This window comes from Parazoarcus communis (assembly GCF_003111645.1).
Classification (GTDB): Bacteria; Pseudomonadota; Gammaproteobacteria; order Burkholderiales; family Rhodocyclaceae; genus Parazoarcus; species Parazoarcus communis_A.
The window spans coordinates 2,168,106-2,183,050 of the sequence record NZ_CP022187.1; the positions used below are offsets into that span (position 1 = coordinate 2,168,106).

Annotated in this window: 18 protein-coding genes; 11 read left to right on the plus strand and 7 right to left on the minus strand. The window is 61.1% G+C overall.

Annotation, left to right across the window (positions count from 1 at the left end; translation table 11 throughout):
• Window positions 1–21: 21 nt before the first annotated feature.
• On the minus strand, window positions 22–378 hold the full coding sequence (locus CEW83_RS09845; RefSeq protein ID WP_108949180.1) for an ArsR/SmtB family transcription factor: 357 nt from the start codon (window positions 376–378) through the stop codon (window positions 22–24).
• A gap of 262 nt (window positions 379–640) precedes the next feature.
• Between CEW83_RS09845 and CEW83_RS09850 the strand changes: the two genes are divergently transcribed.
• Together CEW83_RS09850 and CEW83_RS09855 are read left to right on the plus strand one after the other, a co-directional pair.
• Window positions 641–946 carry a c-type cytochrome gene (locus CEW83_RS09850; protein WP_108949181.1) on the plus strand — a complete coding sequence of 102 codons (306 nt, stop codon included), beginning with the start codon at window positions 641–643 and terminating at the stop codon, window positions 944–946.
• An 18-nt stretch (window positions 947–964) separates the two neighbouring features.
• Window positions 965–2,239 carry an FCSD flavin-binding domain-containing protein gene (locus tag CEW83_RS09855; RefSeq protein ID WP_108949182.1) on the plus strand — a complete coding sequence of 425 codons (1,275 nt, stop codon included), beginning with the start codon at window positions 965–967 and terminating at the stop codon, window positions 2,237–2,239.
• 79 nt (window positions 2,240–2,318) lie between these two features.
• On the opposite strand, the gene CEW83_RS09860 is transcribed toward CEW83_RS09855, so the two are convergent.
• From CEW83_RS09860 to coaBC, 4 genes are all read right to left on the minus strand, one after another.
• Window positions 2,319–2,939 (minus strand): c-type cytochrome, encoded by a 621-nt coding sequence (locus CEW83_RS09860; RefSeq protein ID WP_332871108.1) that lies wholly within the window; start codon window positions 2,937–2,939, stop codon window positions 2,319–2,321.
• Window positions 2,940–3,023: 84 nt separating this feature from the next.
• Window positions 3,024–3,461, minus strand: a complete 438-nt coding sequence (locus CEW83_RS09865) for an NUDIX hydrolase (protein WP_108949184.1) — start codon at window positions 3,459–3,461, stop codon at window positions 3,024–3,026.
• A gap of 6 nt (window positions 3,462–3,467) precedes the next feature.
• A complete protein-coding gene (dut, locus tag CEW83_RS09870; protein ID WP_108949185.1) occupies window positions 3,468–3,917 on the minus strand; it encodes a dUTP diphosphatase in 450 nt (149 codons plus the stop codon).
• 12 nt (window positions 3,918–3,929) lie between these two features.
• Window positions 3,930–5,135, minus strand: a complete 1,206-nt coding sequence (gene coaBC, locus CEW83_RS09875; RefSeq protein ID WP_108949186.1) for a bifunctional phosphopantothenoylcysteine decarboxylase/phosphopantothenate--cysteine ligase CoaBC — start codon at window positions 5,133–5,135, stop codon at window positions 3,930–3,932.
• A 46-nt stretch (window positions 5,136–5,181) separates the two neighbouring features.
• Between coaBC and radC the strand changes: the two genes are divergently transcribed.
• From radC to rpmG, 3 genes are all read left to right on the plus strand, one after another.
• Entirely contained in the window at window positions 5,182–5,859 is a 678-nt protein-coding gene (gene radC, locus CEW83_RS09880) for a RadC family protein (RefSeq protein ID WP_108949187.1), read from the plus strand.
• 108 nt (window positions 5,860–5,967) lie between these two features.
• Window positions 5,968–6,204: a 50S ribosomal protein L28 gene (rpmB, locus tag CEW83_RS09885; RefSeq protein WP_108949188.1), complete on the plus strand. Its 237-nt coding sequence runs from the start codon at window positions 5,968–5,970 to the stop codon at window positions 6,202–6,204.
• A gap of 53 nt (window positions 6,205–6,257) precedes the next feature.
• Window positions 6,258–6,425, plus strand: a complete 168-nt coding sequence (rpmG, locus tag CEW83_RS09890; RefSeq protein WP_108949189.1) for a 50S ribosomal protein L33 — start codon at window positions 6,258–6,260, stop codon at window positions 6,423–6,425.
• Between the two features lie 131 nt (window positions 6,426–6,556).
• On the opposite strand, the gene CEW83_RS09895 is transcribed toward rpmG, so the two are convergent.
• Complete coding sequence (locus CEW83_RS09895) at window positions 6,557–6,760, minus strand: cold-shock protein (protein ID WP_108949190.1); 204 nt, start codon at window positions 6,758–6,760, stop codon at window positions 6,557–6,559.
• 390 nt (window positions 6,761–7,150) lie between these two features.
• Between CEW83_RS09895 and clpS the strand changes: the two genes are divergently transcribed.
• The 4 genes from clpS (at window position 7,151) to aceA (ending at window position 11,978) form a co-directional block, all read left to right on the plus strand.
• Entirely contained in the window at window positions 7,151–7,459 is a 309-nt protein-coding gene (gene clpS / locus CEW83_RS09900; protein WP_108949191.1) for an ATP-dependent Clp protease adapter ClpS, read from the plus strand.
• A complete protein-coding gene (clpA, locus tag CEW83_RS09905; RefSeq protein ID WP_108949192.1) occupies window positions 7,460–9,733 on the plus strand; it encodes an ATP-dependent Clp protease ATP-binding subunit ClpA in 2,274 nt (757 codons plus the stop codon).
• A gap of 140 nt (window positions 9,734–9,873) precedes the next feature.
• A complete protein-coding gene (gene rraA / locus CEW83_RS09910) occupies window positions 9,874–10,353 on the plus strand; it encodes a ribonuclease E activity regulator RraA (protein WP_108949193.1) in 480 nt (159 codons plus the stop codon).
• A 323-nt stretch (window positions 10,354–10,676) separates the two neighbouring features.
• Window positions 10,677–11,978, plus strand: a complete 1,302-nt coding sequence (gene aceA / locus CEW83_RS09915) for an isocitrate lyase (RefSeq protein WP_108951324.1) — start codon at window positions 10,677–10,679, stop codon at window positions 11,976–11,978.
• A gap of 125 nt (window positions 11,979–12,103) precedes the next feature.
• On the opposite strand, the gene CEW83_RS09920 is transcribed toward aceA, so the two are convergent.
• Window positions 12,104–12,646, minus strand: a complete 543-nt coding sequence (locus CEW83_RS09920; protein ID WP_108949194.1) for a Spy/CpxP family protein refolding chaperone — start codon at window positions 12,644–12,646, stop codon at window positions 12,104–12,106.
• Between the two features lie 206 nt (window positions 12,647–12,852).
• Here CEW83_RS09920 and CEW83_RS09925 point away from each other — a divergent pair, with 206 nt between their 5' ends.
• Together CEW83_RS09925 and CEW83_RS09930 are read left to right on the plus strand one after the other, a co-directional pair.
• A complete protein-coding gene (locus CEW83_RS09925; RefSeq protein ID WP_108949195.1) occupies window positions 12,853–13,617 on the plus strand; it encodes a response regulator in 765 nt (254 codons plus the stop codon).
• On the plus strand, window positions 13,614–14,936 hold the full coding sequence (locus tag CEW83_RS09930) for an ATP-binding protein (protein WP_108949196.1): 1,323 nt from the start codon (window positions 13,614–13,616) through the stop codon (window positions 14,934–14,936). The genes CEW83_RS09925 and CEW83_RS09930 overlap by 4 nt, the downstream gene beginning before the upstream one ends.
• The last annotated feature ends 9 nt before the right edge of the window (window positions 14,937–14,945 follow it).

Genomic DNA, 14,945 nt, shown 5'->3' on the forward strand with positions numbered 1-14,945 from the left:
TATTTTGATGTTGCGCATCGTTCAATGCCCGGCGCCGAGATCCTGCTCGAGCCTGAGCAACTCCTCACGCTGTGGTGCCGACATGTCGCCACGCGAGGCGATGCTCACGCACACCGTGCGACACAGATCGGCGAAGTTCGGATCGACGATCCGGTAGATGACCTGAGCGCCATCCCGACGACGATCCAGCACCCCGGCGCGATACAGCAGATTCAGGTGGCGCGAGGCATTTGCCTGCGTCAGCCCGATCGCCTCCACGACCTCATTGACCGCACGCTCCTCACTGCACAGACAGTGAAGAATCTTGAGTCGAGTGGGCTCCGCCAGCAGTCCAAAGTACTCAGCCACGCTTTCGAAGACCTTGTTCAACTCGTTCATGACGCGCCCGGCCTTATGCACTGATTGAATCAATCTATAACCATACACGTATATGGTCAACTACTAATATTTGTGCATTGCGCAAAAATCATCTCGCCGGAAAATTCCAAAGGAATGCGCGAAAAAGGGTGCTTTGAATGCAAAACAGCTGGGATATACTGATTTTGCGAAGTGCCTTTCGAGCGCAAGACACGCGCCCGCACGCGGCCGCAGTGCCGGTCGATGGCGTTCGCACACATCAAGAAATCAAGAGGAGGAAGACGTGAACGCCAAACTCGCACTCACCACGCTGTGCCTGGCGAGCCTCGCCGGGCTCGCGCATGCGAAAGACCAGGATCCCAATCTGGCGCGCAACCTGGCTGCAACCTGCGCCAACTGCCACGGCACCAGCGGCAAGAGCCTCGGAGGCATGGAAAGCCTCGCGGGCGAGCCCAAGGAAAAGCTCCTGCAGAAACTCGCCGACTTCCGCTCTGGCGCAAAACCGGCCTCGATCATGCACCAGATCTCAAAGGGTTACACCGACGAGCAACTCGACATGATCGCCGCGTACTACGCAGCGATGAAGTAAGAACCGGGGGAGAAAACAATGCAGAACAGACGCGATTTCCTGAAATCAGCCGGCGTGCTCGGTGCCGGCTCCACCCTGCTTGGACTTGCCGGCTGTGCGGGCATGGCACGCGCTTCGGGCGGACATGTGGTGGTGGTGGGCGGCGGCTATGGCGGCGCCACGGTCGCCAAGTATCTTCGCATGTGGAGCGAAGGCCGGGTCAGTGTCACGCTGATCGAGCGCAACACCGAGTTCGTTTCCTGCCCGATGTCGAACCTCGTCATCGGCGGACTGAAGAACATGGCCGACATCACCATCAGCTATGACAATCTGCGCACGCGCTGGGGTGTGAAGGTCATCACCGATGAAGTGCTCGCGCTCGATGCGAGCAAACGTACCATCAGTACCGCACGCAACGGCGTCATCGCATACGACCGTGTCGTCCTCTCGCCCGGCATCGACTTCATGTCCGAGCGCATCGGCGGCCTCGCCGGCAATGAAGAGCGCATCCCGCATGCCTGGAAGGCCGGTCCGCAGACGGTCGTGCTGCGCCAGCAACTGCAGGACATGAAGGATGGCGGCGTTTTCGCCATGCACATCCCCAAGGCCCCCTACCGTTGCCCGCCCGGACCCTACGAGCGCGCCTGCATGGTGGCCAATTATCTGCGCAAGGAAAAGCCGAAATCCAAGGTGCTCGTGCTCGACTCAAACGGTGAGATCCAGTCGAAGAAGGCCCTCTTCACCAAGGCCTTCGAGGGCTACAAGGGCATGATCGAGTACATGCCCAACAACGAGTTGCGCAGCGTGAATGCAGCCACGCGCACCGCCGAACTCGACTTCGAAAAGGTCAAGGCCGACGTGCTCAACGTCATCCCCCCGATGCGTGCGGGCAACATCGCCACGCAGTCGGGTCTGCCGCTGATCAACGACCGCTGGGTTGATGTCGAGTGGCTCGGCTACGAAGCCCGTGGTGTGCCAGGGGTTCATGTCATCGGCGATGCGCTGTTCCCGGCGCCGACAATGCCGAAGTCGGGGCACATGGCCAATCAGCAGGCCAAGGTCGTGGCGGCCGCCATCATCAACCTGCTCGCCGGACAGGCACCGAACCCCACTCCGGTGGTCATGAACACCTGCTACAGCTTTGTCGACGAAAAGAACGCCGTGCACGTCGCGTCGGTGCACCAGTACGACGACGTGAAAAAGCAGCCGATGCCGGTTTCGGGTGCGGGCGGCGTGTCGGTTGCGGCAAATGAGATCGAGGGCAAGTTCGCCCATGCCTGGGCACAGAACATCTGGGCTGACATGCTGACCTGAGCCCAGCGCAGCTGCGTCATACCTGATGCGTGCATGACGAAGGGGCCCGGACGGCCCCTTCCTTTTTTGCCCTGCCGACTCAGTTCAAGGAACTGATGTAGAGCGCAACAGACCTGATCTCAAGCTCGGTCAGCCTGGAGGCAATCGAATGCATCACCGCGTTGTCGTTGGTGCGGTTGCGCGTATTGAACGAGCGCAGCTGTCTTTCGATGTACTGCGGCACCTGCCCCGCGAGCCTGGGCAGTTGCGACGTTCCAAGCCCCCGCTCTCCATGGCAGGACGCACAGGCGGCCACGCCTGAATACTCGTTTCCGCGGAGGAAGATGAAACGACCGATCGCCGCCAGTTCGCCATCCTGCACGTCCTGCGCACGCGTCGGCTTCTTCTCGAAATAGACACCGAGGGCCAGCATCTCCTCAGGAGCGAGGTCGGCCGCCATGTTCACCATGGTGTCGCTCTGACGCCGACCGGCCTTGAAGTCGGCCAGCTGCTTGGCGATGTACTGATAGTGCTGCCCGGCCAGGCGCGGATACAGCGCGGTTGTGCTCTCGCCTTCTACCCCGTGGCAAAGAAAGCAGCGCCCCATGTTGATCTCTTCCGCGCGCGCAAGGTCGACCTCGGGAAAATCCGCCGCCCGGGCTGCAGACGACACGCACAGCGCCAGCAAGCTCGAAATTACCGCATATTTCCAGTGACTCATCATCGTCTCCCGCCTGTTCTTGTGTTTGGACAGGAAAGACTATCAGAACTCGCTAATACATCAAGCATGTACCACACGGGGCATTCAGCCCTCGGCAGCCCAGCCCAGCTCCATCACCCACGGCCCCGTGCCGGCACCGAGCGCGGCCAGGACGTAAGGCACGACAGGTTCGGGCAAGGCGTCGCGATCAAACCACGCCAGGTGGCCGCACTTTGTCGGCTCGCAGATGACGGGATCCCCCGTCCAGTCGCGGGCGAGCATGAAGAAATCAATGCGGTTGGTGTCGGACAGGCGGTGCACGACACCGAGGAACTGGAGGTCTGCCTCACGCAGACGCAATCCGGTTTCCTCGCGCATTTCACGCACTGCCGCCTGATGCACGGACTCACCGGGCTCGACATGTCCGCCGGGGAGACTGTACTGGCCGTCAAAGAAACCGGTGCCCGAGCGTCGCATCAGCAGGATGCGGCCCGCTGTCTCGCACAGCACATGCACACCGGTTGGAATACCTGGATGCGTCATGCCTGCTCAATGCTTTCCGGTACTGCCGAAACCACCCGCCCCGCGCTCACTGGACGCAAAATCGTCAACGACGTTGAAGCCCACCTGCACCACGGGCACGACCACCAGTTGCGCGATGCGCTCCATCGGCTGAATGGTGAACACGTCGCGGCCCCGGTTCCACACGGAGACGAAAATCTGCCCCTGGTAGTCGGAGTCGATCAGACCCACAAGGTTGCCCAGCACGATGCCATGCTTGTGCCCGAGACCCGAACGCGGCAGCACCATCGCTGCGAGCCCGGGATCGGCGAGGTGAATGGCAAGGCCACTGGGCACCAGCGTCGTTTCGCCCGGATGCAGCAGGATCGGCGCGTCGAGGCAGGCACGCAGATCAAGCCCGGCCGCACCCTCGGTGGCGTACGCAGGGGGATGGCCCTTGAGGCGGGCATCGAGCAACTTCACATCAATGCGTTGCATGACTCTTCCTTGTCAGTTGTGCTCTCGCCCTGCGGGTGCGAGCAGATTCGCCAGATGTTCGACAATCTCTTGTGCCAGCATCGACTTGGCCGCGCGCGGCAGCGGATGGCGGCCACGCTCATCATAGAGAGCGATGGTGTTGTCGTCGCCGCCCATGCCGTCAGCTACCAGATTTCCCACCAGCATCGGCAGCTTCTTGTTCTTGCGCTTGCCTTCGGCGTAGGCATCTAGATCACGGCTTTCAGCCGCAAAACCGACACAGAACGGCGCATCGGGACGTGACGCCACCTCAGCGAGAATGTCGGGATTGGGCGTCAACTCGATGCGCATTGTATCGCCCGACTTCTTGATCTTGTGCTCTGCAGGCTGCAGCGGCCGGTAGTCCGCCACTGCCGCCACGCCGATAAAGACGTCGGCCGCGGGCAAGGCATCAAATACCGCGGCACGCATCTCAAGCGCACTGCGCACATCGACCCGAAGCACTCCGGCAGGCGCAGCCAGCGCAACCGGGCCACTCACCAGCACCACCTCGGCGCCGGCCCGCGCACACGCCGTGGCGAGGGCATAGCCCATCTTGCCCGAACTGGTATTGGTGATCGCACGCACCGGATCCACGGCCTCGAAGGTCGGGCCCGCCGTCAGCACCACCTTGCGCCCGGCAAGGCGCTTCGGCGTGAAGAAGGCAATCACCGCCTCCAGGATCTCTTCCGGCTCGAGCATCCGCCCCATCCCGACCTCGCCGCACGCCTGCTCACCTGCAGCCGGCCCGATGATCGTCACCCCATCGCCAGCCAGTGTTGCCGCGTTGCGTTGCGTCGCGGGATGCTCCCACATCTGGCGATTCATCGCAGGCGCCACCAGCAGCGGGATGTCGCGCGCAAGGCACAGGGTCGTCAACAGATCGTCGGCGCGGCCCTGCGCGAGCCGCGCAAGACAGTCGGCTGTGGCAGGCGCGACCAGCACTGCGTCCGCATCGCGGCTGAGGTCGATGTGGGCCATGTTGTTATCCATGCGTGCATCCCACAGATCCGTCCACACCGGATTGCCCGACAGTGCCTGGTAGGTCACGGCCGTGACGAAACGCGCGCCCCCCTCGGTGAGTACCACGTGCACATCGGCGCCCGCCTTGACCAGAAGGCGGACCAGCTCCGCCGCCTTGTAGGCCGCGACGCCTCCGGTAACGCCGAGAACGAGTTTCCTGCCCTGCAGTTCATTCATGACATTCAGGTTAAACTATCAGTACATTGGTATAAACGGGATCGCCATGGCAATCACCGACTGGCCCGAATGCGAACGTCCTCGAGAAAAGCTGCTTGGTAGCGGCGCGCACGCCCTTACCGACTCGGAACTGCTCGCCCTGTTTCTGCGCGTCGGCATCCGCGGACAGACCGCCGTCGACCTCGCGCGCAATCTGCTGTCCCGCTTCGGCTCACTCACACGCCTGTGCAATGCCAGCGCGGAAGAGTTCTCCGCCGTTCCCGGCATGGGGCTGGCGAAGTATGCCCAACTGCAGGCGGTGATGGAACTGGCCCGACGCGCCCTGGCCGAGCAGATGAGCGAACGCAGCCTGTTCGACTCACCCACCGCCGTGCGGGACTGGCTGCAACTTCACCTTGGCCACCTGCCGCATGAAACCTTCTGCATTCTCCTCCTCGATGCCCGCAACCGCCTCATCGAAGCCGTCGACCTGTTCCGGGGCACGCTGACCCAGACCAGCGTCTACCCGCGCGAGGTCGTCAAGCTGGCACTCGAACACAACGCCGCCGCCGTGATTCTCGCCCACAACCACCCGTCCGGCGCGGCCGAGCCCAGCACCGCAGACGAGTTGCTGACCCGCACGCTGCGCAATGCGCTCGACCTCGTAGACATCCGGGTCCTTGATCATTTCATCGTCCCGGCCCACGGCCGGCCGCTGTCTTTTGCCGAACGCGGACTGCTGTAGTCGCCTGCAACAATCGAAGGACGTAATTACTGAGAATGCACTTGCCTTAACCCCTGCTCTTACGCTATCCTCCATCGTTTTCGCAATCCGAATTCCCTGGAGCATCGTATGGCTCGCGTCTGCCAAGTGACCGGTAAAGCACCGATGGTGGGAAACAACGTTTCCCACGCAAATAACAAAACCAAGCGTCGTTTTCTCCCCAACCTGCAAAACCGTCGGTTCTGGAGCGAATCCGAGAACCGCTGGATCCGCTTGCGCGTATCCAATGCCGGTCTGCGGACGATCGACAAGAAGGGCATCGACATCGTCGTTGCCGAACTTCGTGCCCGCGGCGAAAAGCTCTAAGCCCTGGCGTTAACCCTGCGGCCCAGCGCCGCGCGAACTGAACGGAGAACGCCATGGCAAAAGGCATCCGCGAAAAGATCAAGCTGGAATCAACCGCCGGCACGGGTCATTTCTACACCACGTCGAAGAACAAGCGCACCACCCCGCAGAAGCTCGAATTCAACAAGTACGACCCGGTCGCGCGCAAGCACGTCCCGTACAAGGAAATCAAGCTGAAGTAAGGATGCAGCGGGCTACGGCCTGCTACGTTCGGCGTCAGACGCCGCGCGTTACATGCTCCAAAAGAGAAAGGCCACCTGCAAGGGTGGCCTTTCTCTTTTGGCTGCGCCACCGGGGCGCAGCCTAAGCATAATCAGGCGCTCTGGATATTCGAAGCCTGCTTGCCCTTGGGACCCTGGGTCACGTCGAACGAAACCTTTTCACCTTCCTTCAGGGTCTTGAAACCGCTCATGGTGATGGCGGAGAAGTGTGCGAACAGATCGTCACTACCATCATCAGGCGTAATAAAACCAAAACCTTTGGAATCGTTGAACCACTTAACAGTGCCAGTTGCCATATTGCCTTAATCCTTCAAAGTGACTTAGTACAGCCCGGGGCCCTCCCGGACGGCGCGTCAATCAGGCATTCGAACATTTCACCTGACGCCTTTGTCGATTAACCGACAAGCCGACGACCGACTCAACGCTTGCAACACGCGATCAACACACGTCTCGGTTTTTACGCACTTGTCCGCATAGCGTCAACGGATAAATGCAGGCACTGAGCTGCTGCAACGCAACAACATCCCACACTTTCCGGCCCTTCATGGCACGTTTCTGGCTTGAATTCCAGTGCGATTCATGTGACGACGCGGCGCAGGGAAGACCTTGATATCCCTTTTTCCAACCCCAGATATTCTGGCAAACGCTCAGTTGCACTCTGCATCGAGTTGATTAGAATGAGTCGCATGGCCACTCAGAAACAAGACGGATTCGTACTGGAAGCAAAGCGGACAAGCACTCGTCCGCCCCCGCTCTTCAAGGTGCTTCTGCTGAACGACGATTTCACACCAATGGATTTCGTTATCGAAGTTCTGCAGAAATTTTTTGCCATGGACCGCGAACGCGCCACGCGGGTCATGCTCCAAGTCCACAGAGAGGGCATGGGCGTGTGTGGTGTTTTTCCACGGGACATCGCATCAACCAAGGTGGAACAGGTCGTTTCCCATGCTCGTCAGCACCAGCATCCGTTGGTATGCGTGATGGAGGAAAATTGAATGATCGCGCAAGAACTTGAAGTCAGCCTGCACATGGCCTTTGTCGAAGCCCGGCAGAAGCGTCATGAGTTCATCACGGTGGAGCACCTGCTGCTCGCACTGCTCGACAACCCCTCTGCCGCCGAGGTGCTTCGCGCCTGCGCCGCCAATACCGACGAACTCCGTCGGGAACTGACCAACTTCATCAACGAGCACACGCCCAAGGTTGAAGGAAGTGACGAGATCGACACCCAGCCGACGCTCGGCTTCCAGCGCGTCATTCAGCGCGCCATCCTGCACGTCCAGTCGTCGGGAAAAAAGGAAGTGACCGGCGCCAACGTCCTGGTGGCAATCTTCGGCGAGAAGGATTCTCATGCCGTCTATTTCCTCCAGCGGCAGAACATCTCGCGCCTTGATGTGGTGAATTTCATCTCTCACGGCATTGCAAAAACGCCCCAGGGTGGTGCATCCCCGCAAAACCGCAGCGAACCCGAACAGGGCGAGCAGGAGCAGGAAGAGAAATCCGCCGGTGGTGCGCTCGAGAACTACACCCAGAATCTGAACCAGCAGGTTCTGATGGGCAAGATCGATCCGCTCATCGGACGCGACAAGGAAGTCGAGCGCGTCATCCAGACCCTGTGCCGTCGGCGCAAGAACAACCCGCTGCTGGTTGGTGAGGCTGGTGTCGGCAAGACCGCCATCGCCGAAGGTCTCGCTCATCGCATCGTGGAAGGACGCGTGCCCGAGATCCTCGAGAACGCGCAGGTCTTCTCGCTGGACATGGGCGCCCTGCTCGCGGGCACCAAGTACCGCGGCGACTTCGAGCAGCGCCTCAAGGCGGTGCTCAAGCAGTTGGTAGAAAACAAGGATGCCGTCCTGTTCATCGACGAGATCCATACACTGATCGGTGCAGGCGCGGCATCGGGCGGCACGCTCGACGCCTCCAACCTGCTCAAGCCGGCGCTGTCCTCCGGACAGCTGAAGTGCATCGGCGCGACCACCTACAACGAGTTCCGTCAGATCTTCGAGAAGGATCACGCCCTGTCGCGGCGCTTCCAGAAAGTGGACGTGGTGGAACCCTCGGTGGCCGAAACGGTGGAGATCCTCAAGGGGCTTAAGTCACGCTTCGAGGAGCACCACGGCATCAAGTACTCGGCATCGGCCCTTGCCAGCGCAGCGGAGCTGTCGGCCAAGTACATCAATGACCGTCACCTCCCGGACAAGGCGATCGACGTCATCGACGAGGCCGGCGCCGCACAGCGCATTCTGCCCAAGTCGAAGCAGAAGAAGACCGTCGGCAAGAACGAGATCGAGGAAACGGTCGCCAAGATCGCCCGCATTCCGCCGCGCTCGGTGTCCAACGACGACAAGACCGCACTCAAGACACTCGAGCGCGATCTCAAGAACGTCGTGTTCGGTCAGAACGCTGCCATTGACGCGCTTGCGAAGGCGATCAAGATGTCCCGCTCCGGCCTGGGCAATCCGGCGAAGCCCATTGGCTCTTTCCTGTTCTCCGGCCCGACCGGGGTGGGCAAGACCGAGGTCGCCCGTCAGCTGGCCTACACGCTCGGCATCGACCTGGTTCGCTTCGACATGTCGGAGTACATGGAGCGTCACGCGGTCAGCCGCCTGATCGGCGCGCCGCCGGGTTACGTCGGCTTCGACCAGGGCGGCCTGCTCACCGAGCAGATCACCAAGAAGCCGCACTGCGTGCTCCTGCTCGACGAGATCGAGAAGGCACATCCCGACATCTACAACATCCTGCTGCAGGTCATGGATCATGGCGCCCTGACTGACAACAACGGCAGACAGGCGGACTTCCGCAACGTGATCATCATCATGACCACAAACGCGGGCGCCGAGACGATGCAGAAGTCGGTGATCGGTTTCTCCGCCAAGCGCGAAGCAGGCGACGAACTCGCCGACATCAAGCGCATGTTCTCGCCCGAGTTCCGCAACCGGCTCGACGCGACGATCTCGTTCAAGGCGCTCGACAGCGAGATCATCCTGCGCGTTGTCGACAAGTTCCTGATGCAGCTCGAAGCCCAACTGCACGAGAAGAAGGTGGAGGCCCACTTCACCGATCAACTCAAGGCCTGGCTGGCCGAGCAGGGTTTCGATCCGCTGATGGGTGCGCGGCCGATGGCGCGACTGATTCAGGACACCATCCGCTCGGCACTGGCGGACGAGCTCCTGTTCGGACGGCTCGCCAGCGGCGGCAAGGTCACGATCGATCTCGACGAAGACGACAAGGTCAAGCTGGTGTTCGATCAGCCGGAAGTTGCAACCGCCTGATCCTCCGGGTGTGGTCTCAGGAAAGCGCGACCAGGATGGTCGCGCTTTTTTACGCCCCTGCCCGGGTGTTCGTCGGCACGGCCCCTCCGTTATGATCACGGCCTGAACCCGATCCGAATCCAATCACTCAGGGAGTTCTCATGCCTATTCAGACAGCCGATCTTTGCGACGCCCACGAAGACAAGGTCAGCGTGGTTGCACCGATGTTCCGCAGTTTCGGTGGCCGCAGCGCCTTCGGTGGCGCCATCAGCACACTCAAGCTGTTCGAGGACAACGCGCTTGTACGCAAGACGCTTGAGTCGGAAGGCAATGGTCGTGTGCTGGTCGTCGACGGCGGCGGCTCAATGCGTTGCGCACTGGTCGGCGATCAGCTCGCCGAGCTCGGCGTCAAGAACGGCTGGGCGGGCATTCTCGTCTATGGCTGCATCCGTGACTCGAAAGCCATCGGCGAAATGGATCTGGGCGTATTCGCGCTCGGCACCCATCCGCGCAAGACCGTCAAGCGCAATACGGGCGAACCTGAGCTGCCGGTGACCTTCGGTGGCGTCACCTTCACGCCCGGACACTATGTCTATGCCGACGAGGACGGCGTGATCGTCTCGGCCACGCCGTTGATCTGAATACCGGACCACTTCCAGGCCCTCGATCGTCGGGCATGTCCTGTGCGCCGCAACAGGACATGCCCGACTTTTCATTTCACCAGCCTGATTCGCGTTCCACGATACAAAATATTGAAAACAAACTACTGTTTTCATTTAATAACTTTTTTTCTTATGTCTTATATAAGACCTATTGCTGCTAAGCAGAATGCAACCTATACTGTTTTGCAACCGGCGCTGATTTCTCCCTCGAATATGCGCTGGCAGAAATCGATCGGTTGAGCCGGTTCCTGATCCCGGCAAACCCTGGTTGTCCCCCCTTATCAAACAGACAAGGAAGCATGATGAACCTGACTCGCGAACAGCAAATTGCCGCCCTCGAAAAAGACTGGGCCGAAAATCCCCGCTGGAAAGGCATCAAGCGCGGCTATACCGCTGCTGATGTCGTCCGCCTGCGTGGTTCCTTCCAGGTCGAGAATACGCTGGCCCGCCGCGGCGCCGAAAAGCTGTGGAGCCTGGTGAACAACGAGCCCTACGTAAACTGCCTCGGCGCACTGACCGGCGGTCAGGCCATGCAGCAGGTCAAGGCCGGCATCAAGGCGATCTATCTGTCCGGCTGGCAGGTTGCCGCCGACAACAACGAATACGCTGCCATGTACCCGGACCAGTCCCTGTACCCGGTTGATTCGGTGCCGAAAGTCGTGGAGCGCATCAACAACGCCTTCACCCGTGCCGATGAAATCCAGTGGTCCAAGGGTGTAAACCCGGGCGACGCCGGCTACATCGACTACCACGCTCCCATCGTGGCTGACGCCGAAGCAGGTTTCGGCGGCGTGCTGAACGCCTTCGAACTGATGAAGGCCATGATCCGCTCCGGCGCTGCTGGCGTGCATTGGGAAGATCAGCTGGCTTCCGTGAAGAAGTGCGGCCACATGGGTGGCAAGGTGCTGGTCCCGACCCAGGAAGCCGTGCAGAAGCTGATCGCTGCCCGTATGGCTGCGGACGTCTATGGCGTGCCGACACTGGTGATCGCTCGTACCGATGCTGAAGCAGCCGACCTGCTGACGTCCGACTACGACGAGAACGACAAGCCCTTCCTGACCGGTGAGCGCACTGCCGAGGGCTTCTACAAGACCAAGAAGGGTCTTGACCAGGCCATCTCCCGCGCCATCGCCTACGCTCACTACGCCGACCTGGTGTGGTGCGAGACGGGCACGCCGGATCTGGAATTTGCCCGCAAGTTCGCTGAAGCCGTGCATAAGGTCCACCCGGGCAAGATGCTGGCCTACAACTGCTCGCCGTCCTTCAACTGGAAGAAGAACCTGGACGATGCCACCATCGCCAAGTTCCAGCGCGAACTCGGCGCCATGGGCTACAAGTACCAGTTCATCACTTTGGCTGGTATTCACAACATGTGGTACAACATGTTCGACCTCGCCCAGGACTACGTCGCACGCGGCATGTCGGCCTACGTCGAGAAGGTTCAGGAGCCGGAATTCGCTGCTCGCGAGCGTGGTTACACCTTCGTGTCGCACCAGCAGGAAGTCGGCACCGGCTACTTCGACGAAGTGACCACCGTCATCCAGGGCGGCAAGTCCAGCGTGACCGCACTGACGGGCTCCACCGAAGAAGAGCAGTTCCACTAAGTCGAACGATTTCGGGGGCGGTTTTTGCCGCACCCGGTTTCAGTCGCAAGAAAAACCGCCCGGTGCAAATGCACCGGGCGGTTTTTTCATGTGCTTCCACGGGCCTCACTCAAGCCCGGCGACGTTCAGTCGCGGCCGGCGCCCCTGCCGTCAGCCTTGCCCGACCCCATCTTGTGGTGCCCACCACCGTGGCGGCCTCCCATACGGTCAAACTCGGCGTCGAAGACGGTTTTCTGTGCATCGGTCAGCTGCGCATAGAAGACTTCCACCGCCTTGCGCATCTCGGCCATCTCGGTTTGACGCAGCTTGCTCACTTCCTCCATTTTCGCCATGCGATCAAGGACGGTGACCGGGCGATCCTCGGCGTTGCGGGCCATCATGTGCGACGCCATGCGCTCGCCACGGTCCTTCATCGCAGCCTTGAAGTCATTCCATGCCGGCTTCTGGGCGGGAGTCAGCACCAGCGCCAGTTCGAGCTTGGCGGCCTGGACTTCACCACGCTGCGCCATCCGTTCCTTCATCTTTTCGGGACTCATTTGCTGCATGCCCTGCCTGCCGTCCCGCATGCCCATGCCATCGCAGTCACCTCCACGCGCAATGGCCGAAGCGCCAATTGCAGAAGTAGCGATGATTGCTGCGGCGATCGAAGTCTTGATCCAGGTTTTCATGATGATGCTCCTCGAGTTTTTCGGTTGATCTCCCGCCCATTGAACTCCTGTCATTGGGCGACGGGTTCATTTGACCACCGCGATGTAAATGACAAGTGTCAGGAACGGGCGGAATTGCACGCTGATGTCTCTGAGGGCGCACTTGATACGCTGGGATACAAGAATGCTGGCGCGGCAGCTTAAGATTCGGGCTGAGGAGAACCTGAATGTCAAACCAGCAAGACCATATCCTGATTGTTGACGACGACCGTGATATCCGCGGACTGCTCGCAGACTACCTTGAGAAGCAGGGCCTGCGCTGCACGACGGCTGCAGACGGGCGCGAGATGAAGGCTGCCCTTGAAAGCCACAGGATCGACCTGATCGTACTCGACGTGATGATGCCAGGCGAAGACGGGCTCACCCTGTGCCGCAACCTGCGCGCAGGGAACGGGCCGAATGCGGCCACCCCGATCCTGATGCTCACTGCGCGCGGAGAGGACATGGACCGCATCCTGGGACTCGAGATGGGCGCCGACGACTATCTGCCCAAGCCCTTTGTACCGCGTGAGCTCTATGCGCGCATCCGGGCCATTCTCCGCCGCGCACGCGCGCTGCCGCCCAATCTCGAAGTCACGGCATCTGCCAGCGCACGCGAACTCTGTTTTGCCCACTGGCGACTCGATACCGTGAATCGCCACCTCGTCGACGAGGACGGCACCGTGGTCGCATTGTCGGGTGCCGAATATCGCATGCTTGGCGTCTTTCTCGCCCACCCCCAGCGCGTGCTGTCACGCGACCAGTTGATGGAGTTCACCCAGGGGCGCGAAGCCGAGGTGTTCGACCGCTCCATCGATCTCCTGATCAGCCGCCTGCGTCAGCGCCTCGGTGACAATGCGCGCGAGCCTGCAATCATCAAGACGGTGCGCAATGAAGGTTACGTGCTGGCCTGCGAAGTCACCCCGGGCGATCGCGGGAAAGCACCGCAATGAAACTGCCCTGGCCCAGGAGCCTGTTCTCGCGCCTGATGCTGATCTGGCTCGCCGGTATCACGCTGGTGCTCGCAGTGAGCTTCATTCTGTTTGTCGGCGAGCGCGACCGGGTCGGTCGCAATGCGCTGTTCCATGGCATCGCACAGGAAGTTGCCGCCACTGCCGATGTCCTCGACCGCATGCCCGAGAACGAGCGCGAGCGCTGGGTGGATCAACTTGGGCGCAGACGTCTGCGACTGAGCCTGCGCCCCTTGCCGGACGACCTGCCCCCGCTGCCAATCGAACATCCGCTCCTCCCTGCGCTCAAGGAAGCCATGCCTGAACGCGAAGTCGCTCTCTTTGCCAGCAGACACGGACACGAAGGGCGCCCATCCCTTTTCATTGCGCTGCGCTTGAGCGACGGATCGCCACTCAGCATCCGAATGCCAGGCATTCGCTTTGCACCCGACCTGCGCCCCCCGCACCCGGGACAGCTGATCTCCGCCCTGCTCGCACTGATCGTGGGTGTCAGCCTCCTCACATGGTTCAGCGTCCGCATTGCAACCCGACCGCTGTCGCGCATGGCCGACGCTGCGCGCGCGCTTGGAGAGGATCCCGATCGCGCCCCCATGGACGTTCGCGGACCGACGGAAGTGGCCAGCGCCGCCGCAGCCTTCAACCAGATGCAGCAGCGCATCGGCGAACACGTGCGTGAGCGCACCCGCATCCTGGCTGCGATTTCGCATGATCTGCAGACCCCGATCACGCGACTGCGCCTGCGTGCCGAAATGGTCGATGACGATGCCTTGCGCGCAAAGGTACAGTCCGACCTCGATGCGATGCAGAGTCTGATCAGGGAAGGACTGGACTACGCCCGCAGCATGGAGGGCAGCAAGGACAGGCAGCCCATCGATCTGACCCGCCTGCTCGAAGCACTGCGCGACGATGCTCAGGACATGGGGTGGACAGTCACGCTGACGGGCCGCGCGGACCGCCCCTTCAACGGGCAGGTCACGGCGCTGCGGCGCGCACTGTGGAATCTGATCGAGAACGGCGTGAAGTTCGGCGGACAGGTCGATGTCACGCTGAGCGGGCAGCCCGATCATGTCGAAATCCGCATCCGCGATCACGGCCCTGGACTGGAAGAAGCCGAGCTCGAGAAAGTATTCGAGCCCTTCTACCGCACGGAATCCTCACGCAACCGTGAAACCGGCGGCACCGGGCTGGGCCTTGCGATTGCACGCAACCTGCTGCGCACCCAGCACGGCGAGGTGAGCCTTGCCAACCACCCGGAAGGCGGACTGGAGGCGACAGTCGCGCTGTCCGGGACGCAGGCCTGAAGGCGAAGC

Bases quoted from the DNA above. Each gene is read 5' to 3' on its own strand.
- CEW83_RS09845 (WP_108949180.1), bottom strand. From the start codon at position 378: ATGAACGAGTTGAACAAGGTCTTCGAAAGCGTGGCTGAGTACTTTGGA.
- CEW83_RS09855 (WP_108949182.1), top strand. From the start codon at position 965: ATGCAGAACAGACGCGATTTCCTGAAATCAGCCGGCGTGCTCGGTGCC.
- CEW83_RS09860 (WP_332871108.1), bottom strand. From the start codon at position 2,939: ATGAGTCACTGGAAATATGCGGTAATTTCGAGCTTGCTGGCGCTGTGC.
- CEW83_RS09865 (WP_108949184.1), bottom strand. From the start codon at position 3,461: ATGACGCATCCAGGTATTCCAACCGGTGTGCATGTGCTGTGCGAGACA.
- dut (WP_108949185.1), bottom strand. From the start codon at position 3,917: ATGCAACGCATTGATGTGAAGTTGCTCGATGCCCGCCTCAAGGGCCAT.
- coaBC (WP_108949186.1), bottom strand. From the start codon at position 5,135: ATGAATGAACTGCAGGGCAGGAAACTCGTTCTCGGCGTTACCGGAGGC.
- radC (WP_108949187.1), top strand. From the start codon at position 5,182: ATGGCAATCACCGACTGGCCCGAATGCGAACGTCCTCGAGAAAAGCTG.
- rpmB (WP_108949188.1), top strand. From the start codon at position 5,968: ATGGCTCGCGTCTGCCAAGTGACCGGTAAAGCACCGATGGTGGGAAAC.
- rpmG (WP_108949189.1), top strand. From the start codon at position 6,258: ATGGCAAAAGGCATCCGCGAAAAGATCAAGCTGGAATCAACCGCCGGC.
- CEW83_RS09895 (WP_108949190.1), bottom strand. From the start codon at position 6,760: ATGGCAACTGGCACTGTTAAGTGGTTCAACGATTCCAAAGGTTTTGGT.
- clpS (WP_108949191.1), top strand. From the start codon at position 7,151: ATGGCCACTCAGAAACAAGACGGATTCGTACTGGAAGCAAAGCGGACA.
- clpA (WP_108949192.1), top strand. From the start codon at position 7,460: ATGATCGCGCAAGAACTTGAAGTCAGCCTGCACATGGCCTTTGTCGAA.
- rraA (WP_108949193.1), top strand. From the start codon at position 9,874: ATGCCTATTCAGACAGCCGATCTTTGCGACGCCCACGAAGACAAGGTC.
- aceA (WP_108951324.1), top strand. From the start codon at position 10,677: ATGAACCTGACTCGCGAACAGCAAATTGCCGCCCTCGAAAAAGACTGG.
- CEW83_RS09920 (WP_108949194.1), bottom strand. From the start codon at position 12,646: ATGAAAACCTGGATCAAGACTTCGATCGCCGCAGCAATCATCGCTACT.
- CEW83_RS09925 (WP_108949195.1), top strand. From the start codon at position 12,853: ATGTCAAACCAGCAAGACCATATCCTGATTGTTGACGACGACCGTGAT.
- CEW83_RS09930 (WP_108949196.1), top strand. From the start codon at position 13,614: ATGAAACTGCCCTGGCCCAGGAGCCTGTTCTCGCGCCTGATGCTGATC.